The sequence below is a fragment of the Ferrimonas sp. YFM genome, from assembly GCF_030296015.1.
GTDB lineage: Bacteria > Pseudomonadota > Gammaproteobacteria > Enterobacterales > Shewanellaceae > Ferrimonas.
In genome coordinates this window covers 4,569,539-4,590,973 of the sequence record NZ_AP027368.1, presented here as the reverse complement: position 1 = coordinate 4,590,973, position 21,435 = coordinate 4,569,539, and the positions used below count along the sequence as shown (strand labels likewise).

The 21,435-nt window shown below is 46.9% G+C and carries 15 protein-coding genes and 1 pseudogene; 14 read left to right on the top strand and 2 right to left on the bottom strand.

Annotated features, from left to right (window positions below; genetic code table 11):
- Window position 1 precedes the first annotated feature (1 nt).
- Genes QUE41_RS21230 through QUE41_RS21215 form a run of 4 tightly spaced genes read left to right on the top strand, consistent with a single transcriptional unit; the run spans window position 2 to window position 4,628 of the window.
- Complete coding sequence (locus QUE41_RS21230) at window positions 2-1,717, top strand: hypothetical protein (RefSeq protein ID WP_286340940.1); 1,716 nt, start codon at window positions 2-4, stop codon at window positions 1,715-1,717.
- Complete coding sequence (locus tag QUE41_RS21225; protein ID WP_286340939.1) at window positions 1,705-3,828, top strand: hypothetical protein; 2,124 nt, start codon at window positions 1,705-1,707, stop codon at window positions 3,826-3,828. Before QUE41_RS21230 ends, QUE41_RS21225 begins: the two co-directional genes overlap by 13 nt.
- Complete coding sequence (locus QUE41_RS21220) at window positions 3,825-4,262, top strand: hypothetical protein (protein WP_286340938.1); 438 nt, start codon at window positions 3,825-3,827, stop codon at window positions 4,260-4,262. The genes QUE41_RS21225 and QUE41_RS21220 overlap by 4 nt, the downstream gene beginning before the upstream one ends.
- A gap of 60 nt (window positions 4,263-4,322) precedes the next feature.
- Complete coding sequence (locus QUE41_RS21215; protein WP_286342992.1) at window positions 4,323-4,628, top strand: YkgJ family cysteine cluster protein; 306 nt, start codon at window positions 4,323-4,325, stop codon at window positions 4,626-4,628.
- Here QUE41_RS21215 and QUE41_RS21210 read toward each other — a convergent pair.
- Both QUE41_RS21210 and QUE41_RS21205 read right to left on the bottom strand, forming a co-directional pair.
- The gene (locus tag QUE41_RS21210) at window positions 4,588-5,988 is read right to left on the bottom strand and encodes a DEAD/DEAH box helicase (RefSeq protein WP_286340937.1); all 1,401 of its coding nucleotides are present in this window, start codon (window positions 5,986-5,988) and stop codon (window positions 4,588-4,590) included. The genes QUE41_RS21215 and QUE41_RS21210 overlap by 41 nt on opposite strands.
- Window positions 5,988-6,509, bottom strand: a complete 522-nt coding sequence (locus tag QUE41_RS21205) for a VspR family transcription factor (RefSeq protein ID WP_286340936.1) — start codon at window positions 6,507-6,509, stop codon at window positions 5,988-5,990. The genes QUE41_RS21210 and QUE41_RS21205 overlap by 1 nt, the downstream gene beginning before the upstream one ends.
- 143 nt (window positions 6,510-6,652) lie before the next feature.
- Between QUE41_RS21205 and QUE41_RS21200 the strand changes: the two genes are divergently transcribed.
- The 10 genes and pseudogenes from QUE41_RS21200 to QUE41_RS21155 all read left to right on the top strand — a co-directional run bounded on the left by QUE41_RS21200 (window position 6,653) and on the right by QUE41_RS21155 (window position 21,410).
- Complete coding sequence (locus QUE41_RS21200) at window positions 6,653-6,859, top strand: helix-turn-helix domain-containing protein (protein WP_286340935.1); 207 nt, start codon at window positions 6,653-6,655, stop codon at window positions 6,857-6,859.
- 500 nt (window positions 6,860-7,359) lie between these two features.
- On the top strand, window positions 7,360-9,123 hold the full coding sequence (locus tag QUE41_RS21195; protein WP_286340934.1) for an N-6 DNA methylase: 1,764 nt from the start codon (window positions 7,360-7,362) through the stop codon (window positions 9,121-9,123).
- 59 nt (window positions 9,124-9,182) lie between these two features.
- The gene (locus QUE41_RS21190; protein WP_286340933.1) at window positions 9,183-11,579 is read left to right on the top strand and encodes a type I restriction-modification system subunit M; all 2,397 of its coding nucleotides are present in this window, start codon (window positions 9,183-9,185) and stop codon (window positions 11,577-11,579) included.
- Complete coding sequence (locus QUE41_RS21185) at window positions 11,576-12,892, top strand: restriction endonuclease subunit S (protein WP_286340932.1); 1,317 nt, start codon at window positions 11,576-11,578, stop codon at window positions 12,890-12,892. Before QUE41_RS21190 ends, QUE41_RS21185 begins: the two co-directional genes overlap by 4 nt.
- A 24-nt stretch (window positions 12,893-12,916) precedes the next feature.
- Window positions 12,917-14,053 carry a DUF4268 domain-containing protein gene (locus QUE41_RS21180; protein ID WP_286340931.1) on the top strand — a complete coding sequence of 379 codons (1,137 nt, stop codon included), beginning with the start codon at window positions 12,917-12,919 and terminating at the stop codon, window positions 14,051-14,053.
- Between the two features lie 20 nt (window positions 14,054-14,073).
- Window positions 14,074-17,088 carry a type I restriction endonuclease subunit R gene (locus tag QUE41_RS21175; protein ID WP_286340930.1) on the top strand — a complete coding sequence of 1,005 codons (3,015 nt, stop codon included), beginning with the start codon at window positions 14,074-14,076 and terminating at the stop codon, window positions 17,086-17,088.
- A 52-nt stretch (window positions 17,089-17,140) separates the two neighbouring features.
- Window positions 17,141-18,616, top strand: a complete 1,476-nt coding sequence (locus QUE41_RS21170) for a hypothetical protein (protein WP_286340929.1) — start codon at window positions 17,141-17,143, stop codon at window positions 18,614-18,616.
- A 22-nt stretch (window positions 18,617-18,638) separates the two neighbouring features.
- A complete protein-coding gene (locus QUE41_RS21165) occupies window positions 18,639-20,342 on the top strand; it encodes an acetate and sugar kinases/Hsc70/actin family protein (protein ID WP_286340928.1) in 1,704 nt (567 codons plus the stop codon).
- A 188-nt stretch (window positions 20,343-20,530) separates the two neighbouring features.
- A pseudogene (locus QUE41_RS21160) lies at window positions 20,531-20,800 on the top strand (YkgJ family cysteine cluster protein); the annotation flags it as partial.
- Between the two features lie 22 nt (window positions 20,801-20,822).
- Window positions 20,823-21,410 carry a hypothetical protein gene (locus QUE41_RS21155; protein ID WP_286340927.1) on the top strand — a complete coding sequence of 196 codons (588 nt, stop codon included), beginning with the start codon at window positions 20,823-20,825 and terminating at the stop codon, window positions 21,408-21,410.
- Window positions 21,411-21,435: the final 25 nt, after the last annotated feature.

The following is a 21,435-nucleotide window of genomic DNA, read 5'->3' as shown; positions in this document are numbered from 1 at the left end:
CGTGGATCTCGTGATTGATACTAATATTCGATCTGATGGTAGAAATCAAATGGATTTGAATATGTTGTCATTAAGTGGTTTTTGGAAGAACAAAGATTCCACATTGCGCTCTATAACAGGAATTCAAAAACGCAAGTTTGAAAAACTAAAATCTGAAGCATCTCAGGAGTTGCATGATGTTGCATCTCTTGCAGCTGCCTATCTAAATGGCTTGAGAGCCGGAGGAAGAAAGACTGCAGCTAGAGCATTAATTGGCTATCTCGACTATCAATATAAATTAGGCAAGACTATTGGTAGTGAGCAAGGATTAGAAGGTTTTTGTCTTCATCTTCAGTCAAAAATTTATGCAAGAGAATGCGGGGTAGAGCATGCGGTTACTACGCTAAGTTTAGTAAATGGTTTTTTAGTGCATAATGGTAAGCTGATTGATAGGTTTCATTATAAGTTTAGTGGCAGGTCGATAACTAACTTTAGAAGTCCTTATACCGTTGATGAGGTAAGTGTCATTATAAAAATGATGATGCTCATATTTGAGGTTAGCGCTAAACAAATAGAAGAGCACGTAATTGCTTATAATAATGGTATTAGGCACTTTGCTCTTTGTGAGGTGAGCTCGATAGAGAAGAGTGGGTATAACGTTGATGGAAATGAAATAGAGGTTATATTTAGAAATCCGGCATATTGGTTCATGCAGTCTGCGTTTGTTCTTTTTATTGTGTTTACTTGGGGCAATAAGGCTCAAGTTTCTTCCTTAACTATTCCAGATATCAAAGTCGGTGATGATTTTGTGGAAACAGATTATTTGTACAAAGGCAGGGCAAGGAGTTTTGTTAGGTTAAATATAGGAGATTCTAAAATTGATGGCGATAGAAAGGGATTGTCTGTCTTTAAAAGATTTTTTGCAATAAGAAATAGACTGGTATCCTATTATACTTCTATAGGATGTTCTTTTTCTTCAAACTATCTATTCTTTGTATGTAGTGAAAAATCGCTCGAGATACGCTCTTTTCATCTTTACTCTGAAGGGTTCGTCAATCACCCGTTAGTGGCCACTGCACGGAGGTTAGGAGTCGATATGCCTCGTGTATCACCCGCTAAAATTAGAAAGACGCTAGAACAGATTACAGACTCTAGGTTGAAAAACCCTCTCGTAATTCTTGGTAAAGCTCAGCACAACTGGGATACATATCAACGAAACTATGCTCGTGGAAACTCAATTGAATCGATGTTGCATGTATCCGAGGCATTGGGAAAGATGGTATCTGGAGCAACAGAAATTTTATCATTTGAAGAAAGGCAAAAATATGCAAAAGATCAAGGTCTGCGACTTATAAAAGACAAGGAGGGGGTTTCTATAAACTTGAATGGACTTGGGTGTGTTCGGGGAGAGTCAGTAACTGAGCAAGAGTCGTCATTTATTAAGTCACAATCTAGGCTCGGGCGCCTAGTAAAGATCTGTGCAGATTACTCTTCGTGTATTTTCTGCAATAAGTGTGCTGTTATTGAAGATGAGAGTGCATTATATAACTTACTTAGTTTTAAATTTCATATTGAGTATGGCAAGAGTATTTATATAGGCTCTAATAAAGCTTCACAGAATTATAACGTTCTCTTAGAGAGGTTAGAGTTGGCATTGTCTTTTGTTGATAGAAAATTACTTTCTGTAGTGGAAAGAAAAATTAACAAAGAGGGAGCGTCGGAAGTATGGGATCTATAGTGCACAACCAGCCATGCTATATTGAGGCTGAGTCAGACGGGATGCATGAACAACACTTACTGCCCAGCTTAGATATTATTCATGCATCAATCAGAGAAGGAAGGATCGCTGATCTCGATTCCATGGTGGTTATTCCGAGTTTCATAGATCCAGATATGAGCGCATCTATATTGTTTTCAAGTGATATTTGGACTGCGAAACCATGCATGTTTACGCAGCGTGAGGGCATGGAAACCTTTAGAAAGGCAAACTTTTCTGATTTGGAAAATGAGCTTAAAATCGAAGCTAAAGTAATAGCCACTTTCTTTTTATGGTTCTCTCGAAGGAGATCTAAGCTAAATTCTATAATAAGAAATATTGAGCAGTTGATAGTTATCTGTAAGTGCTTGCAGAGTATTGGTGTGAAGTCGATATTTTGGCTTAATAGAAATCCTATTAGAGAAAAATTCATTTCTACCTTTTCAAAAGGAAAGTCGAACAGCACTATTAATAATTACTTGCAAGTTCTTAAGAGTGTGTGTGCGATAAACTTGACCAGTTTGTCTGAATTAGGATATGTTCTTGAGTATAACTTCAAGGAAATATCATCAGGCCGAGATGATAACCAGACACTTTGCATGCCTTTTATGGTTCTATCCAAGTATTGGCAGTCATACATGAACCACTTCGATAATCTACACTTTAATTATGACAATGTTCGATATTTGGCAAGTCTTCCAGGTAGATACAGGAGATATTTAGAGGCAAACAATTTAAAGCCAAATCATAAGTACAAGGAGAAGTTTTTTGAGTTATATTGTAAAGATGAACTTAAGGCTATTTATCAAGATGAAAGTTGTGCTACTAAAGAACTGATTACAAGGAGAGAGGCTGGTGAAATAGAGTGTAAGAAATCAAGAGAATATGTATTTGCTACAAAGCTAAGGGGTAAGGATTATCTGGCTAAGTGCTCAACTAAAAACGATGTAGTTGCAGAGTATCGTGTCGATTTTGAAAACTTGGCCGCATTTTACAATAGAACAGCACTCTTAGCAGTCGATGCTATGCAGGCTATGACAGGCATGCGGATTTCTGAGGCGAGGTCTATTAAATTTGGCTCTTTGATAAAGGATAATGGCTGTATCGGTATTAGTGCTACTCTCCATAAGTTTTCTGGTGAAAACGGCTCAGAAGAGCATTGGGCAGCGGCGCCGTACGTCGAAACTATCTTTGATAAGATCCGGTTGCTTGCATCATCATTTTTTAATGTTGATGAAAAAGATAACTTAAATAACATGTTTATTAAGACCAATGCGAGGGCTTATATTGACCAAGGAAGACTAGTCCCCATGAGCTCTCAGCGTAAAGCTGACTTGCTTATAGATTGGTCTAACAAACACCAGATTAGATTAACTAAGGAAGATGTTGATGAGTTTTGGTCTCTAAATCCAAATATCTCTAGGCCCGATGTAATAAGGAAAAGTATTTTTGTTGGTGCAGTTTGGCCACTTAAGAGCCATCAGTTCAGAAGGAGCATTGCGGTTCATGTCCGTAGACTTAGTTTGGTAGATATGAAGTATCTTAGCTTTCAATTGAAGCATCTTTCTCGAACTCAGTCAGAGTGGTACACCTCAGGCTCAGAGCTTGAACAACCAAGAGGATTGATTCCAAGAGGAATAGCAAAGGAATTGGAAAAAGCCTCTTTAGAGTTATCGGCAACAATGGCAATGAAGTTCCAAGGTGCATCTAACTTATACGGGCGTGGTGGAAAGCGTCTAGAAGAGCACCAGCCTGAATCTCCTCTGGCTATTTATCCCTCGTTTGAAAAGGCAATGCAGATGGCTAAAAAAAATGAGGCTAGGGTGATGTCCTTAGGTAACGGAATGTATTGTCTTAATGGTGCGGAATGCTCGTTTACTGCAGTTGTTCAAGCGGCAAAATGTAACCCTGAGTGTGAGAATCTGATTGCAGATTCGGACTCAATACCAGTTTGGCAACGACGATATAGTAAATATAAGGCGATGTACGAAAATGCTTTGGTTAATCAATTTTCTGATGATGGAGCGGAGTTCTTGCGGTTAGAGATGGAATTTTATCATGATGCACTGAAGCAGTACGGGGTGGAAGTATGAGCAAAGTTGAGAGAACGGTCGAGGCTGCACAGAGAGCTCTGGCTGACCTCATTGCTGAAGGAGCAAGAATAAGCCAACATGCTGTCGAAAAGAGAGCTGGCCTAGCGAATGGGGCGCTGAACTACAAGCATCCTTTGTACCGGGAACTGAAAGCGCGCATTATCAACGTAAAATCGCCAACCGTCAGTTCAAGCTCGAGTAGTTCCGAGGAGGCCTCCAAACTAGCTAAAGAGCGAGAACTCAAAGATAGGTATCGAACACAACGAAACGAGTTGAGAGGGTTGCTTAGGATTGCAGAGGGGGAAAAGCTTGAGCTCCAGTACCAGCTTTACCACATGCAGAAGTACATAAAGCACCTAGAGCAACATGGCATTGTAGACGCAAACGTATTAGAATTCTCGCTCAAAAATCGACCCGTAAACAACTTGAAGTAGTCTTGTAGGTGATCATAAGTGTCCGAATATATTATTGATGTGCCAGATTGGTCGCCTTGTATTTCAAAATCTTTAGCGCGCGGTTGCGGCGCTTGCTGCATTGCACCATCTATCTCATCTCCGATACCTGGTATGCCGAAGGGCAAGCCTGCAGGAGTACGCTGCATTCAGTTGGATGACAACAACCTTTGTCGTTTGTTTGGGCAGCCTAGTCGCCCTGCAGTCTGTCATAGCTTCAAAAGTGATGAGGTGATCTGTACCTCTGGTCCCGAAGCTGCACTAGCGATACTAACGGAGCTCGAGCAAGACACTGAGCAGCGCACGATTAAGCCGAACGATACAAGGGAGACTGAAAGCAGTTTATGAGCTGCTTCGTGAAATTTTCGGATAAGACCAGCTCTCGATCATCACTATCTCCTGCTTTAGTGGCGGAGCACAGCTTCATTATGTAGTTTGCATCTATCGAATCTACAGGGTTGTTGGATGTAATCCGTTTTCGTGAGTGCGGTATCTGAAGATCATACTCCTTGTCTTCAGCTAGCATTTCGTCTGTATGTACAGTTTGAAGAGTTGCTCTGGGGATTTCCGTTCTGAGGGCCTTGCTAAACGTGGCTAAGTTAGCTGTATTTGCGGCGAACAGCCAAGCTGATTGATTAGGTGCAGATGTACGGCGAATGACTCTTCCGAGTACCTGACGAAAGTACATTTCCGTTCTGATCCTGGAAAGGTGGCAGCAAACCTGTAGTCTTGGAATATCGGTTCCTTCGCTTATCATTCCTACTGAAACAATCCACTCACCTTCACCCTTTCTAAACTGCTCAATGATGCGTTTGGCGTTTGGTTGACTGTGGTCAACAATGGCGATTTTACTGCTCACATTGGTCGCGAGCCAATGGTGGATGTAGGTGGCATGTGCGATTGATGATGCAACGACGAGTCCTGCGGCCTCTTTGTTTACTTGCTTCAACTCCTGTAGCTTTTTGTGGCCCTGTTCAAGCACATAGCCGACAAATTTTGGGTCATTCAGTAGCGCCTGATAACTGAGAGCTTTGTCTTCAAGTAATGCATCGATTCCAGAATATTGCTTCGACGCTGTGGGATTACCACATGTGATATGGAGGTTATCAACGAGCACGATGTGTGGTGCTCGACACACCTGATCCTCAACTGCTTGCCCCATGCCATAGCAATAGTCATAAGCAACTTGATTGCTGTCATCATGATACTTAGCTAGAGACACTGGTAGCCGGTCGGAGCGCCAAGGTGTACCAGAGAGAGCCAGCGTATAGGCAGCCTGATCTTGGATTTGCAGTAAAATAGTCGCTCCCCAAGAGTTGGTGTTTGCTAACTCGTTGCCAGCACAGTGGTGGATTTCATCAAAAATCACCAACGTCCTGTGATTTCTGATGATGGACCAAAAATTATCTGGTAGGTGGCTCATGCTGTGATATGTCAGAGATCGACCAACAGCTCCCAGTAAGCCATCCATTCGTCGACTCAGGCGCGACTCGAAGGTTGACCGGATCCCTTCGGCGACGACTAAAGACGGTGAAAAGGCGATAACCAGATCGATCTGATTGGCGTCGAGCATACGAGCGGTAACCTCCGCAGCCATCAGGGTCTTTCCAGACCCAGGAGATGCTAGGCAAAAAAAGTGCTTCTGGCCCGTTTGGAATTTTCGAAGGGCAGCCTGAACACATTCACCTTGCCAACGACGTAGCCCCATTACTGTGCCATCCTTTTGAGCTGCTTCTCCAAGGCTCTAATGCGCCCTACCAGCTTCCATTTGGCATTAACGGTTTCCTGGAAGCTGGCTTGGTAAGACTCTTTGTTGTCAGGGTACAACTGGTACAACCGCTCATACTCTTCAGACTCACCTTGCAGGGATAACATCTCTGAATGGTACTCGCGGAGTTTGTCTGTGATCTCTTGTTTTTGATTCTGCTGATGGTTATCTGTTGGGAAATCTACTTCTACTGCAGTCACCGGTACTTCGAAATGTTCTGTCACGACGTAGAGCTGCTTTGGGCCATAAGTGCCAGCTTTGACTTGAACCCAGCCCTCCTTTATCAGCCTTTTGATCCGGTAGTAGGTTGCCATCCTGGCTTGGGTATGTGTTAGCCCATCAAGGCTCGAAGACTCTGATTGGAGCTTTTCACGCACTTCAGCGCAGGAAAAAGGGCCATCCAGGCTAGCGATTGCAGCGATTGTGTCCTGACAAAGCGCTGTTGTACTTGATGAGGCCATTTCTAGAATCTCGATTAGTGGCTGTATCCACTGACTGCGGTGCTGAAAACAGATAGCGGCATTGCTCGAAGCAAAATGCGGATTATAATCCGTTGTTAGTAAGTGAACAACTCAACATCATTCTTATCTTTTAGGGGATAAGAATGAGTGAGTTAGCCGAAACGGTTGGACTGAAACTGCGTCAGCAGCGCAAAGCTGCCGGGATCTCTCAAGAAAAATTGGCCAACATCGCCAAGGTTGATCGTAGCTATGTCGGCCGTATTGAGCGGGGTGAGGTTAATTTGACACTTGATATGCTCTACAAACTGGCGGACGTAATAGGCTGCGATGCCAAAGCATTGCTGCCTTAAGTATCGAGTTAACAATTTACTCTCTACCCAGTTCTTCTGCTCCAGCCCTCCAGAAAGCCCCATGAATCCTGGCTTTCGCACAGAACTAGTCATCTCCCTTACCTTGTCCCATCTCAGTGCGATGATCTCTTTTGCCTTAATGATACATAAAATCAGGCCCTGATTACTTGACTTTAATCAGGGCCTGACTAAAAATAGTTGTCGAAGCTTACAAAGGGAATGTAGTGATGGCTAAGACAAGACATATCCAACAGCGCATGTCCCAGCGTGGGATAAAGCAGTCCACTCTGGATCTCGTTGAGCGATTTGGCATCTGGAGTGGTGATAAGCAGATCTTAAACCGGAAAGCATGTGAGGCCGCGTTGAGAGAGCTTGATCACGTTCGACACGAACTGATCAAAGCTCAAGAGCGAGGAGGGTATGTACTTGTTGAGGCTGCTGGCCAGAAAATTACGACTTACGCCCTCAATAGTTACTCTAGGAAGCTCTAGGAAATATCAATGGACAACAAAGCCAAAGCTCTTGTTTGGAAAGCGAGTGAACTGATCCGCGGTGCCCGAGATTCTAGGGACACTATCTACATTGTTACAGCACTCATTGCGACTCGCGTGGCTGCTGAGCGAGCCGGGCTGTTTATAGACAAAAACTTCTGCGATGTAGAAGAGCTAGCTGCCTACCTTTCCAAGTCATTACCTGATTTGGCTGAAGCTCTGCTTGACGCGACGGATGCTCTGCGCCGTGACAAAATCAGTGGGCTTAACGAGATGCTTGGGTATGCCCAAATTATCTTGCAAACTGGTATTGACCACACCGAATTGGGATGGTTGCTGCACGATTTTCACATGGAGGCCTCTGGAAAAGCTGGCTCTACATTGCTGCAGCGAGGGCTGGCAGAATTGGCCGTTGAGTGGACGAGTCAAGGGGGGGAGTGCGGTACTGCTTTCTGTCCTTATAGCGGCTCATTCAGCTTTGCTTATGCATATGCAGCAAAAGGCATTCAGTCGGTCTACACCACCGATGTCCTTGTCGAGAGCGCGTGGGCTAAGATGATGTCTGTTTTCTGTGAACAGCGTATTGAAGTGCGCCAAGCTAGCCCGATTCATGATCACCTAGACGCTTTAAAGATCAAAGAGCGTTATGCTCAAGGTGCTTCTTTCCCTTTTTGGGGGATGAAATTAGACAGTAGCGACTTACCTGCTTCATCAGAAATCGTTGCCCCCCATCAACCGGCCAGCAGCGAGGCCTTGCTCACTCAGGCGCTGACCTATGGTGTTGAAGGTCGCTCTGCAGTAGTAGTCCCACCAGGATTTTTATCTCGGACGGTTACCGGTGATAGATCTTTTAAAGAGGAGTTGGTGCGGACAGGCAAGCTTGCAGCAATAGTGCAGTTTGCAGGATTTACTCTCAATATCGCCTCGGTTCCTCCGGTGATGTTGTTAGTGGATAAAGATGGATTGCACACCCCTCTGATGGTTGATGCCTCGGCCGATCGCTTTTACACCAAAGATCGCTACAAGAATCACTTTTTTGGTAAAGAGGCCCTTCTCCAAGCAATTGAGACGGAAGAGCAAAGCATTGCCAAACACATCACTATAGCTGAGGCAGAAGCTAATGAATGGAATCTGGATGTACCTCGTTACGTGCTCTCGGACGAAGCTCAACAGCTTCAAGATAAGCTTGAACTGTTGCCGACCTGCGCATTGTCGGATGTTGTTGAGTTTCTGCGTTGTCAGGCTATTAAAGCCGAGGATGAAGGCAAGGTTTATCTGGAAGCTAATCAGACAGACATCGATGGTATCGGATTTTTCAAACGCCCCAAAAAACAGATTTCCATCTCTGATACCAAAGTCATGACCCGAGTCAAACGACAGCGGATGATTCCTGGTGATGTTCTGGTTACAGTGAAGGGCAACGTTGGAAGAGTTGGGTTAGTACCTGATAGCGCTGAGGAAAACTGGATTGCTGGTCAATCCTTTATCATCCTGCGACTTAAGCCCGACGGCCCGATCCAGGACAGCACTTACCTCTATCGCTATCTGAATTCACCGATGGCTCAGCAGGCACTGGTGAGCAAGGCGGTCGGTACAGGGATCAAGACCATCAAGATGAACGATCTGGAAGAGCTGCCCGTAGTGATCCCCACTCTGGCCCAAGTCGACAAAGCATCAGAAAAGCAGCAGCAGATGGTATCGCTGCAGGAACAAATCGCTCAGCTTCAGCAGCAGATCGACGCGCTGCGTCACGACGACTGGCTGAAACTCTAATTTTTCAGGCCGGAGCGCTGGGGCGCTTCGGGCTTTTGCACAAGGAATACGGGACTCTTATGGACCATTCAGTACACAACAAACTGGTTTCTTTTATCTGGAGCATCGCCGATGACTGCCTGCGGGATGTTTATGTTCGTGGTAAGTACCGCGATGTGATTCTGCCGATGGTGGTGCTGCGCCGCCTGGACACCTTGCTGGAGCCGAGCAAGCAAGAGGTGCTGGACGAAGCCAAGTTCCAGCTTGAAGAGATGAACGAGGTTGAGCTGGATGAGGAGCCATTACGCCAAGCATCTGGCTATGTGTTCTACAACACTTCCAAGTTTACGCTGCGAAGCCTGTACAATCAGGCGACCAACAATCAGCAAATCTTACTGACCAACTTTGAAGACTACCTCAACGGCTTCAGCGATAACGTAAAAGAGATCATTGAGCGCTTTGATCTGAAGCAAAAGATCCGCCATATGGCAGGCAAAGAGGTGCTGCTGGATGTGGTGGAGAAGTTCATCTCCCCGTACATCAACCTGACGCCGGAAGAGAAGAACGATCCGGATGGCATCAAGATGCCAGCTCTGAGCAACCTGGGCATGGGCTACGTGTTCGAGGAGCTGATCCGCAAGTTCAACGAAGAGAACAACGAAGAGGCGGGTGAACACTTTACCCCACGTGAAGTGATCGAACTGATGACCCACCTGGTGTTCGACCCCATCAAGGACGAACTGCCAAACGTACTGACCGTCTACGATCCAGCCTGTGGAAGCGGCGGCATGTTGACCGAGACCCAGAACTTTATCGAAGAGAAATACCCCGTCACTGCATCTAGCCGGGATATCTATCTCTACGGTAAAGAGATCAACGACGAGACTTATGCCATCTGTAAGTCCGACATGATGATCAAGGGCAACAACCCGGAGAACATCAAGGTGGGTTCTACCCTTTCCACCGACGAGTTTGCCGGTCAGCGCTTCGACTTTATGCTGTCCAACCCCCCTTACGGTAAGAGCTGGGCTTCTGAGCAAAAGCACATCAAGGAAGGTAAGGAAGTTATCGATCCTCGCTTCAAGGTGAAGCTGAAGGACTACTGGGGTGAGGAGCTTACTGAGGATGCGACGCCGCGCTCCAGCGATGGCCAGTTGCTATTCCTGATGGAGATGGTCACCAAGATGAAGTCCACCAAGGACAGTCCTCTTGGAGCGCGAATTGCCTCAGTTCATAACGGCTCTAGCCTGTTTACCGGTGATGCCGGTGGCGGTGAAAGCAATATCCGTCGCTACATCATTGAAAACGACATGCTGGAAGGCATCGTTCAGCTGCCTAACAACCTGTTCTACAACACCGGGATCACGACCTACATCTGGCTGCTGAACAACAACAAGCCGGAAAGTCGCAAAGGCAAGGTTCAACTGATCGACGCCAGCTTGCTGTTTAAGAAGCTGCGCAAGAATCTGGGTGAGAAGAACTGCGAATTTACCCCAGAGCACATCGAAGAGATCACCCGTACCTATCTGGATGCAGCCACCATCGAGCGTGCTACCGATGAGCAGAACAACCCGATAGGTATTGCTGCTCAGGAGTTTAATAACGACGATTTTGGCTACTTCAAGGTAACCGTTGAGCGACCAGACCGTCGTAAGGCCCAGTTCCGTGATGATCTGATTGAAACCCTGCGCTTTGATAAGTCGCTACGGGAAGTCATGGCGCACCTCTATGCCGAGCACGAAGAGCAGGTCTATGAGAAGGACTTCCTCAAGTCTCAGGAGAAGGCGATCCTCACCTGGTGTGAAGAGAACGACATCACCCTCAATACCAAGGCCAAAACCAAGCTTTTGAGTACAGCAACTTGGGTCGGTCTGAAGGAGCTGGTGGATACCGCTTACCTGCTGAAGCAGGAGGTTGGTATTGAGGAATACCGCGACTTTAACCAGTTCCGCAAAGATGTGGATGCTGTGCTGAAAGCGCAGAAGGTCAAGCTGGGCGGCCCTGAGAAAAAGGTCATCTTGAATGCCGTTAGCTGGTATGACGCAACCGCCGAAAAGGTAATTAAGAAGGTCGCTAAGCTGACCAGCACTAAGTTGGATGAACTGCTGGAGCGTTGCGAATGTGAGGAGGAGGACCTGCCGGACTTCGGTTACTACCCAACGGGCAAAACCAACGAGTTCACTACTTATGAGTCCAGCAGCGAGCTGCGCGACTCAGAATCCATTCCGCTGAAACAGAGCATCTATCAGTACTTCCTCGATGAGGTGAAGCCGCACGTTGAGGAAGCCTGGCTCAATATCGACAGCGTGAAGATCGGCTACGAGATCAGCTTTAACAAGCACTTCTACCGCCATAAGCCTTTGCGCAGCCTGGATGTGGTAGCGGGCGACATTATCCAGCTGGAACAGAAGGCTGAAGGCCTGATCGCCGAGATCCTGGGCGTTAAGGTAGCAGAGGTACAGGGGGAGACCGCATGAGTAGCCTGAATGCGATGCTCAAGTACGACGAGTACAAAGACTCGGGAGTTGATTGGTTGGGCGATATCCCTGCTCACTGGAATCAGAGACCGCTATTAACTTTGTGTGAACTGAAGTCAGAAGTGAACCATGAAGACAAAGAGCTTCTCTCTGTTTATCTGGACAAAGGTGTAGTTCGTTTTTCCGACGTCGACGCCAAGCGAACCAATGCAACCAGTTCAGACTTAAGCAAGTATCAGTTGGTCGAACAGGGTGATTTTGTCCTCAACAATCAGCAGGCCTGGCGTGGCTCTGTGGGCGTATCAAAACATACTGGCATCGTTAGCCCCGCATACTTGGTTTTGAGCCTTTCTAAAGAGATTGACCCACGCTATGCAAACTATCTGTTTCGTGACGGAGCGATGGTGGCACATTATCTAGTCTGCTCTAAAGGTGTTGGAACAATCCAACGAAACCTGTATTGGCCCCAGCTAAAGCGTGTTCCTGTTTCTCTGCCGTCAGAGGCGGAGCAGGTTTCAATAGCAAATTTCTTGGATGAAAAAAGTGCTCAGCTAGACCAGGCCATCGCTATCAAAGAGCAGCAAGTCGCTCTGTTGAAAGAGCGTAAGCAAATCATCATCCAGCAGGCGGTTACACAAGGGGTAAACCCAGATACACCGATGAAGGATTCTGGAGTCGATTGGATCGGCAAGATTCCTGAGCACTGGAACACAAAGCGACTCAGGTACTTGGGAACGACTCAGAATGGTATCAGTGCAGGCGCAGAGTACTTTGGTTCTGGGGAACCATTTGTCAGCTATGGAGACGTTTATCGAAATCGCCAACTGCCTGAAGAGGTTACTGGGCTAGCTAAATCCAGTGAGGCGGATCAGAACTTGTATTCCGTTAGTTCTGGAGACGTTCTGTTTACTCGAACGTCTGAGACAATCGAAGAGATTGGCTTTGCATCTGTATGCTTCAAGACCATTGAAAAGGCGACTTTTGCCGGCTTCCTCATCCGCTTCAGGCCAACGACAAAGGCACTCACCAAAGAGTTCTCTAAGTACGTCCTAAATGCTCCAATGTTGAGAGACTACTTTGTGAAAGAAATGAACTTGGTAACTCGAGCATCGCTAGGGCAAGAGCTTCTGAAAGACATGACTGTAGTACTTCCCCCTAAGGAAGAGCAGCTCCAGATTTTCGAATACTTAGAAAAGAAAAGTAAGCAAATTGACTCGGCTATTGAACTACAACAGCAGCAAATCGAGAAGCTGAAAGAGTACAAAGCCACGCTGATCAATGCTGCTGTGACTGGCAAAATCAAAGTGGCTTAAGGGAACAGGAGTTAGGGACAACGTATGTATACCTTGGATCAGGCAAGCAATCGGATCAGCCCAGTGTCGGTGCGCAGCTTTGGTGAACTGGGCTTTACCGAACGTAAGCACCTGCAGGAGTGGTTGGCACATCGGCCGGAAGTGTTGGGGGAGGATCTGCTGATCATCCAGAAGGAGTTTGATGGCTTCGATGAAACCCGGGAGCGGCTCGATCTGTTGGCGCTGGATAAAGACGGCAATCTGGTGATCATCGAAAATAAGCTGGATGACAGTGGCCGGGATGTGGTGTGGCAGGCGCTGAAATACGCCTCTTACTGCGCCAACCTGACTAAGGGGCAGATCGTTGAGATTTACCAGAAGTACTTGAGCCGTGAGTTTCCGGGTGAGGTACAGGACGCCGGACAGCTGATCTGCGAGTTTCTCAATGCGCCTGATCTCGATGAAGTGAAGCTCAACCTGGGTAACAGTCAGCGCTTGATGTTGGTGGCCGCCAACTTCCGCAAGGAGGTGACCAGCACGGCGCTGTGGTTGTTGGGACAGGGCTTGGTGATCCAGTGCTTTAAGGTGACCCCTTACTCCCTGGGCGAGCAGCTGTTGCTCAATATCGACCAGATCATCCCGACGCCGGAAGCCAAGGAGTTGATGATTGGAATCAACGCCAAGGAGGCGGAGGAGAAGAGCACCGAGGTGGTGCGTAAAACCCGCCACCACGTCCGCAATGCCTATTGGGAGCAGGCGCTGGAGGCGTTCCAGAGCAGCGCATGTACCCTCTACAACAACATCAGCCCCAGCAAGGACCACTGGCTCTCTGCCGGTTCAGGGCTGACCGGTTGCCCATTCAACCTGATCTTTGGCCAGAAGGAGATCCGCGTTGAGTTGTGGATCAGCCGTGGCCAGACCGAGCAGAACAAGTTTCTGTTCGACCAACTGTTTGCCCACAAAGATGAGATTGAGGCGACATTCGGCCAGCCATTGGAGTGGATGCGACTGGATAACAAGAAGTCCTGCCGCATTCAGTTTGCCCGCGCTGCTGAAGGGTTCAACAAGGAGCGCTGGCCCGAGTGGGTTGCCTGGCACCTTGAGCAGATGAGCCGATTGGAAAAGGCCTTCAAAGGCCCGCTAAACCAAGCGGGGCAAGCTTTGAAACAAGCGAGTTTTTGATAAGAAGGACCGAAGCAAAGATGGCCAGTAAAACCAACGAACAAGCACTTGAAGCCGCCATTCAGAAACACCTGACGGGCACCTGTGTTGAGACTCTTAAACTGGGTGGGGCCGTTCCGAACTATGGTAATCGCCGATTCCAGTTGGGAGTGCCGGATGACTTTGATATGCAGTATGCGCTGGATACCAAGTACTTCTGGCAATTCCTAGAGCTGACACAGGAACAGGAGCTGGAGAAGCTTAAGCGCAACAGCCCCAATGATTGGCAGCGCAAGGTGCTGGAACGGTTTGACCGGTTGATCAGCAAGCATGGGATCTTGCACTTGCTGAAAAAGGGCCTGAGCGTTGATGACGCCCACCTGATCTTGATGTGCCCGGCACCGCTGGCCAGCAGCAGTGAGCGGGTTAAGCAAAACTTCGACGCCAATATCTTCAGCTGTACTCGGCAGGTTCGCTACAACAAGCAAAGGCCGCTGCAGGAGATCGACATGGTGCTGTTTATCAACGGTATCCCTGTGGTCACACTGGAGTTAAAGAACGCTTGGACCGGTCAGAATGCCCGTTACCATGGGCAGAAGCAGTACAAGGAAGATCGTGATTCTACCCAGCCGCTATTGAGTTTTGGTCGATGTCTGGTGCATATGGCGGTGGATACCGATGAGGTCTATATGACGACCAAGCTGGCTGGAAAAAAAACCTTCTTCTTGCCGTTCAATAAGGGCTACGACCATGGTAAGGGGAATCCGCCTAATCCTCACGGCCATAAGACGGCTTACCTGTGGGAAGAGGTGTTCACCAAGGAGAGCCTGGCCAATATCATTCAGCACTTTGTCCGATTGGATGGCACCAGCAAAACGCCGCTGAATAAGCGCACATTGTTTTTTCCCCGTTATCACCAGATGGATGTGGTGCGTAAGCTGATTGATGATGCATGCAACCGAGGGGTGGGGCAGACCTACCTTATTCAGCACTCGGCTGGCTCGGGTAAGTCCAACTCTATTACTTGGGCTGCATTTCAGCTTATTGAGGCATATCCTGTTAGTAATGAGGTGCCGGGGAGCTGTGGCATTGAACAGCCGTTATTTGATTCGGTGATCGTGGTGACTGACCGTCGTTTGCTGGACAAGCAACTGCGGGACACCATCAAAGAGTTCTCTGAGGTTAAGAACATTGTCGCGCACGCTAATCGCTCGGCAGAACTCAAATCGGCGCTTGAGATCGGTAAGAAGATCATCATTACCACCATTCAGAAGTTTCCCTACATCATCGATGGGATATCTGATCTTAGCAATAAGCGCTTTGCCGTGATCATTGATGAGGCGCACAGCTCTCAATCGGGCTCTGCCCATGACAACATGAACAAGGCGATGGGCTCTGATGAGGAGTACGAGGATGCTCAGGATAAGATCCTGCAGGCAATGCGTGCCCGAAAGATGCGAGGTAATGCCTCCTACTTAGCCTTCACTGCAACGCCTAAAAACTCCACTTTGGAGAAGTTTGGTGAGCGGCAGGATGACGGAAGCTTTAAGTCGTTCCACCTGTACTCAATGAAGCAGGCCATTGAGGAGGGGTTCATCCTTGATGTATTGGCCAACTACACCACCTACAAGAGCTACTACGAGATTGAGAAGTCGATCGCTGAAAACCCAGAGTTTGATAGCAGGAAAGCCCAGAAAAAGCTGCGAGCCTATGTGGAGCGGAGTCAGCAGACCATCGATATCAAAGCGGAGATAATGCTCGACCATTTTATCCCCCATGTGGTGAATGCCAAGAAGCTTAAGGGCAAAGGCAAAGGTATGGTGGTCACGCAGAATATTGAGACAGCTATCCGTTACTACAAAGCTATTACACGCCAGTTGGAGCAGATGGGCAACCCATTCAAAGTAGCGGTGGCATTCTCAGAAACCAAAAAGGTCGATGGGATTGAGCATACAGAAGCGAGCCTGAATGGTTTTGCTGATACCGAGACCAAAGACAAGTTCGATTCCGATGAATATCGCCTGTTGGTAGTAGCGAATAAGTATTTGACCGGCTTTGATCAGCCCAAGCTTTGCTCAATGTATGTGGACAAGAAACTCCCTGGGGTGCTGTGTGTGCAGACCCTGTCGCGGCTGAACCGTTCTGCCCCGAAACTGGGCAAAAAGACAGAAGACTTGTTTGTCCTGGATTTCTTCAATACCGTTGAGGATATCAAGAGCTCGTTTGACCCCTTTTACACCGCGACCACCTTGTCCGAAGCAACTGATGTGAACGTGCTGCACGAGTTGAAGGACGCCATGGATGATGTGGGTGTCTACGAGTGGCATGAAGTAGACCAGTTCACTACCCGCTTTATTGATGGCGTGGATGCTCAAGAGTTGAGCCCGCTTATCGATACTGCTGCTGCCCGCTTCAACAATGAGTTGGAGCTGGAAAATGAGGATAAAGCGGACTTTAAGATTAAGGCCAAGCAGTTCGTGAAGATCTACGGCCAAATGGCCTCTATTATGCCTTATGAAGTGGTGTTATGGGAGAAGTTGTTTTGGTTCCTCAAGTTTTTGATTCCAAAGCTGAAGTTGGAAGATCCTGAAGCGGATGTATTGGATGAGTTGTTGGAGTCGGTTGATCTAAGTTCCTATGGTCTGGAGCGGGTGAAGCTGAATCATAAGATAGGTTTGGATGCCGAAGAAACTGAGCTAGATCCGCAAAATCCCAATCCACGAGGAGCTCACGGCGGTGAAAAGGAAACCAATCCTCTTGATGAGATTGTCCAAGCTTTCAACGAGCACTGGTTTCAGGGGTGGGACGCTACACCTGAAGAGAATCGGATCAAGTTCATAAAGATCGCTGAAAGCATGAAGAACCATCCAGACTTCGAGGCTAAGTACCAGAATAACCCTGACCCTCATAACCGCCAATTAGCTTGGGAGAAGATGTTGACGGAGGTGATGCTCAAACATCGCTTGGTCGACATGGAATTCTACAAACGATTTGCCAAAGATGCGGCTTTCAAAGCTTCTTTGAGCCAGAGCATGCAGCGGATGGTTAAGTTGTAGTACAAATGCCCTTGTAGATAGTAATTATTTTTAAATGTAGATGGGGGAGAGAATGGGGCACTTAGAGCAAGTTCTCGATGATGGTGTAGAAGCTCAACTCGATTTTATTGAGGATTGTCAGGACTTGCGGGGAGTCAACGAGCTTCTCACTAGAGTTATGGCGAAACAGAAGATTCAAGCGCTTATAAAAGGACAGAATCTGGATCATATTTGTGATGTCGTCCTCAGTAAGGGTTTAGTACGCTCGGACTCTCAAAATAGAACCTTGATCTGTGCTGCGGTTTTAGGAAGGCTGTCAGCGGTGGCTCGGGGCAGGGAAGGCGCTGTTTTTTCTCGTTTATCGGATTTGTTTTCTGAAACTCAACCTGGCTCAATAGAGGCTCTTGAAGATGGCGATGAGAAGTATTATGCATCACTTTGCTTAGCTGAGTTAAACCAGCCGTGGTTAGCGGAGTACTGCCTTAATCAAGCGGTGGATATCGATACAGCGGAAAAGGCGAGACGTGTGCTGTTGTCTACCGCGTTGTCTAAGTTTGGATCCTTAGCAGGTTTTTTGCTGAGTACTTCCAAAGTATTTCCAACATTAAAAGCCATCGACAGTGATGATACTCGCTACAAACGAGCCAGACGTTTGAGTAGTGTCTCTTCGGACGTAATACGGCAGTGGGAAGGCGATGTAGGCTATAGCCCTGGGGTTGCCTTATCTGAATGGTTCTCATCTGTGACGATGACAAGCCGAAAAGATGTTGATGTCTCTGTCTTGGTGGATCTCATCGATGATACTCTATCTATTCTCTTGCGAGTGATCGAGCTGCGGTTCTCGTTTGCTCTGATAGCAGAAACATATAGCGTACTTGACCGTGCGAGAACAACATTTAAGCATGATGTATGGGTTGAGATCATGCGGAGGTCACAGTTCCTAGAAAAAGTTAGAACAGCTTTAAAAGAGTCTGCTTTGGTCTTGGCTAGACAAAATAGTACAGATAAAGGATTAATGGATTCACTCCGCTTTGCTTACTACTCGAAAGCGCAGGCTAGAGCTGCGATTATAGCCCATTTCTCCAGTGCACATGAGCTTGATCCGGATGTGCGAGAGTGGTGGGAAAGAGCTGGAGATGTAAGCTCTCCTAAACGTGTGGCCGAGCACAAAGTGAGTAATTCAGATGATCAACAAATAGGGTCGTTGTTGATTAATGTGGAAGAAAGTAAAACGGTTATGGAAAAGCTTGAAAGGGCTGTTGTTCCAATGCTGGAAGTGATGGAGCCAGCACTATCAGAGAATGTAAAAAAAGCTGCCCTAAGTTATGGGGAAATTTCTGAGACAGCAAGGCATCTAGCAAAGATGCGAAAGCTCAAACATATGGGCTTGAAAGGAGCAGTATTAGATTATAACCCTTTGCAACACGAAATGCTGGGAGGACACCAATATGGTGTTCGTAAGGTGAAAGTGTTACGTGATGGTATTCAGAAAGACTTCGGTGGAAAAACCAAGATACTTGTGAAGCCCAGGGTTAAGAACGCAGATTGATACTTTGTCACATGGAGGTTTTATGATGGAAGTTTTTGAGGGAAAGGTTCTACTTAAGAGCCTTATAAAGAGGTTTAGGAAAGTAGAAGAAGATAGCTATGAACTTCGTGGTACATTAACTGATGATGAAATGAGTGCCTTGAGGCTGGCTTTAAACGTATTAAGTAGTGAAGAGCCAAGTGTAACCGTTGAGAAGCAAGCTACTTTTGAATTGGATAGTTCAAACAGAACTATTGATGACACACCTAAAACCCAGGTAGAAGATCAAGATTCTCCAAGCATAGAGATAGATCTGAGTGTCCTTGATTTACCGGAAGCTTCAGAGGGCCACCGTCTATGCTTGGACTTTGGTACTGCTATGTCAAAGGTAACTTTGGTTCGTGACACTAGTGGTGGAAGCGATTTTGAGGAAATTGAGGTTTTAACCCTAGGGATTCCTGGTGACCAAGAGGAAATTAGTGAAACAATGCTGATCTCTTCTGTGTTTATTGACCAAGAAGGATACCTTTGGTTTGGAAAGTCAGCAGTTGATCGTTCGCGGTTAGAAAAAGATGGGCGCCAGCGATTAGATAATATTAAGCGATATTTATCAGAGGAAGGGTTTTCAAGTATAGTTAGTGAAAGGTTCAACCCGACATCCTATAGTGTAACGTATGGGGATATGATCCTTGCTAATCTAATGTATCTGACATGGACTGCTAATCAGTGCTTGGCTGAGTTAGGTGAGCCGAAGAATGTTATTCGAAGGTATGCAATGCCATGTTTAGAGCTTTCAAAATCACGAGATACAGCTCAATTGTTAGGTTCCATGTTAGGCGAAGCACAGATTCTAGCAGATACGTTCAGCAACTCGATGCAAGATGGCATACCTATTAATAAATTTGTTGAAATAGTATATGCGATAAGAGAAAAGCGACTGAATTACCCATTCATTGCCGAAGATATCACAGAACCTTTGGGTGTCGCTGGTTCACTAATTAGTTGGACGAAAAGTGTGAACTCCTTAGTGATGGTAATTGATGTCGGGGCAGGAACTAGTGACTTCAGTGTGTTTAGAATGCGATATGACGAAAATACAAAAGTAAGTACTGCTCTTGAGGTTGCGGACTCAAATGAAGGTATAACTGAAGCTGGAAATCATCTGGATAACCTACTGAAGGGTTTTATTCTTAGCAAATCTGAAGTCGACCATACACATGAGCATTGGTTGAATGTTCTCGGTAACCTAGAACTTGACCTTAGAGACCACAAGGAGCGCTTGTTTTTAAGTGGAGAGGTTTCTGTAAGGCTCTTTACAGATGAACTTGTAACCGTAACCATTGATGAGTTTTTGGCATTGGAGCAGGTAAAGAGCTTCGGACGATCTTTGACCGAGTGTAGAGATAGGATTTTGTCTAGAATCGATTCTAGCTTTACAAATGGCGCACCTAATGGAGCTCTTGGTATAGCGCTTACAGGTGGTGGGGCAGAACTTCCTATGGTCAAAGAGCTTGCTAAGGGTAGTGTCTATGTACGCGGTAAAGAACTCCAACTAGCACGGGCTCCTGCTTTCCCTCTCTGGTTGCAGGAAGAGTATCCAGATTTGGAAGAAGACTACCCACGAATAGCCGTTTCTCTCGGTGGCGCAAGAGAAAAGATCATTGAAAGGAACGGAGTCGCAAACGTTACTGCTGGTGATGTACGCACAACTCCGAGGTTGGAGGGGTACTATACTCGGGGACAGTGAAGGAGGTAGCCTGCCCATACCATGCTCCCGCGGAGGTAAATCGCCCCGTTGGAGCATAGTTTTAGAAATCGTGCGTAACGGCTTAGTTTTTGGCGAGGGGAAAAATTGCCCAATGGGCTTAAGTTTAGAAAAAATGTAAAGTTGAGCTAAATTATATGCTTATAGCCATTTCTAAGTTCTAAAAATCAGGGTGCCACCACTGCTGCATCGCTCCCTCAATCAGCTCCCCCATTCCCGGCATGCCCCATGGCAAGCCCGCCGGCGTGCGCTGCATTCAGCTGGATGACAACAACCTGTGCAAGCTTTTCGGCCAGCCCCAGCGGCCTGTGGTGTGCGGTGCCTTCAAGCCGGACGCCGACCTCTGCGGCGGCACCGATGAGCAGGCGATGGCGACCCTCACCCTGCTCGAGCAGGACACCTATGAAACTCTGAGAGCCGGAGCGGCGCTCAAGGGATAACCTCTAGCTGTAAGGAGCGGGCATGAGCTTATCAGGATTCAAAAGGGCCACTGTCTCAGAGTTTGCTTATTTAGAAGAGAGTTTTGGTTTTAGTCGAGTTGATGGCCTAGATGGAACTGCCCGATATGAAAGCGATGAGGTTATTGTCATCGTGTCTTATGACTTTGGCCACGGATATGACCTTGAAGTGTGTATTGGCCAGCAGGGACGAACAGATTATGAGCCTGAAGAGACATTCGACTTAAGAGAAGTGGCGATGTTAAAGGGTGTTGAAGCTCTTGATCTCCAAACTTCTTTTGCTGCGGCTTCAGAGGAGTCAATGGTGCGGTGCCTGGAGAAGATGGCATCACTGTTGTTAGATATTGGTCCCGATTTACTCAAGGGGGATGCTGAAGCTTTTCTTGCCCTGAAAGAGCAGCGCGATCTTGAGAGTCATGAGCTTGCTATAGAGACTCGGCTGTCTCATATTCGCCGGCAACTCGGTCCAGCTTGGCAAGCGAAAGATTATAAGCAGGTGGAAGAGTTACTCAGGAATGTTGAACATCTGCTGACAGAGTCAGAAAAAAACAAGTTGAGCTTTTCCAGGCGACAGCTCTGGCGGCAAACTTAACTCCTCCATTGACTCAATTGCAGGG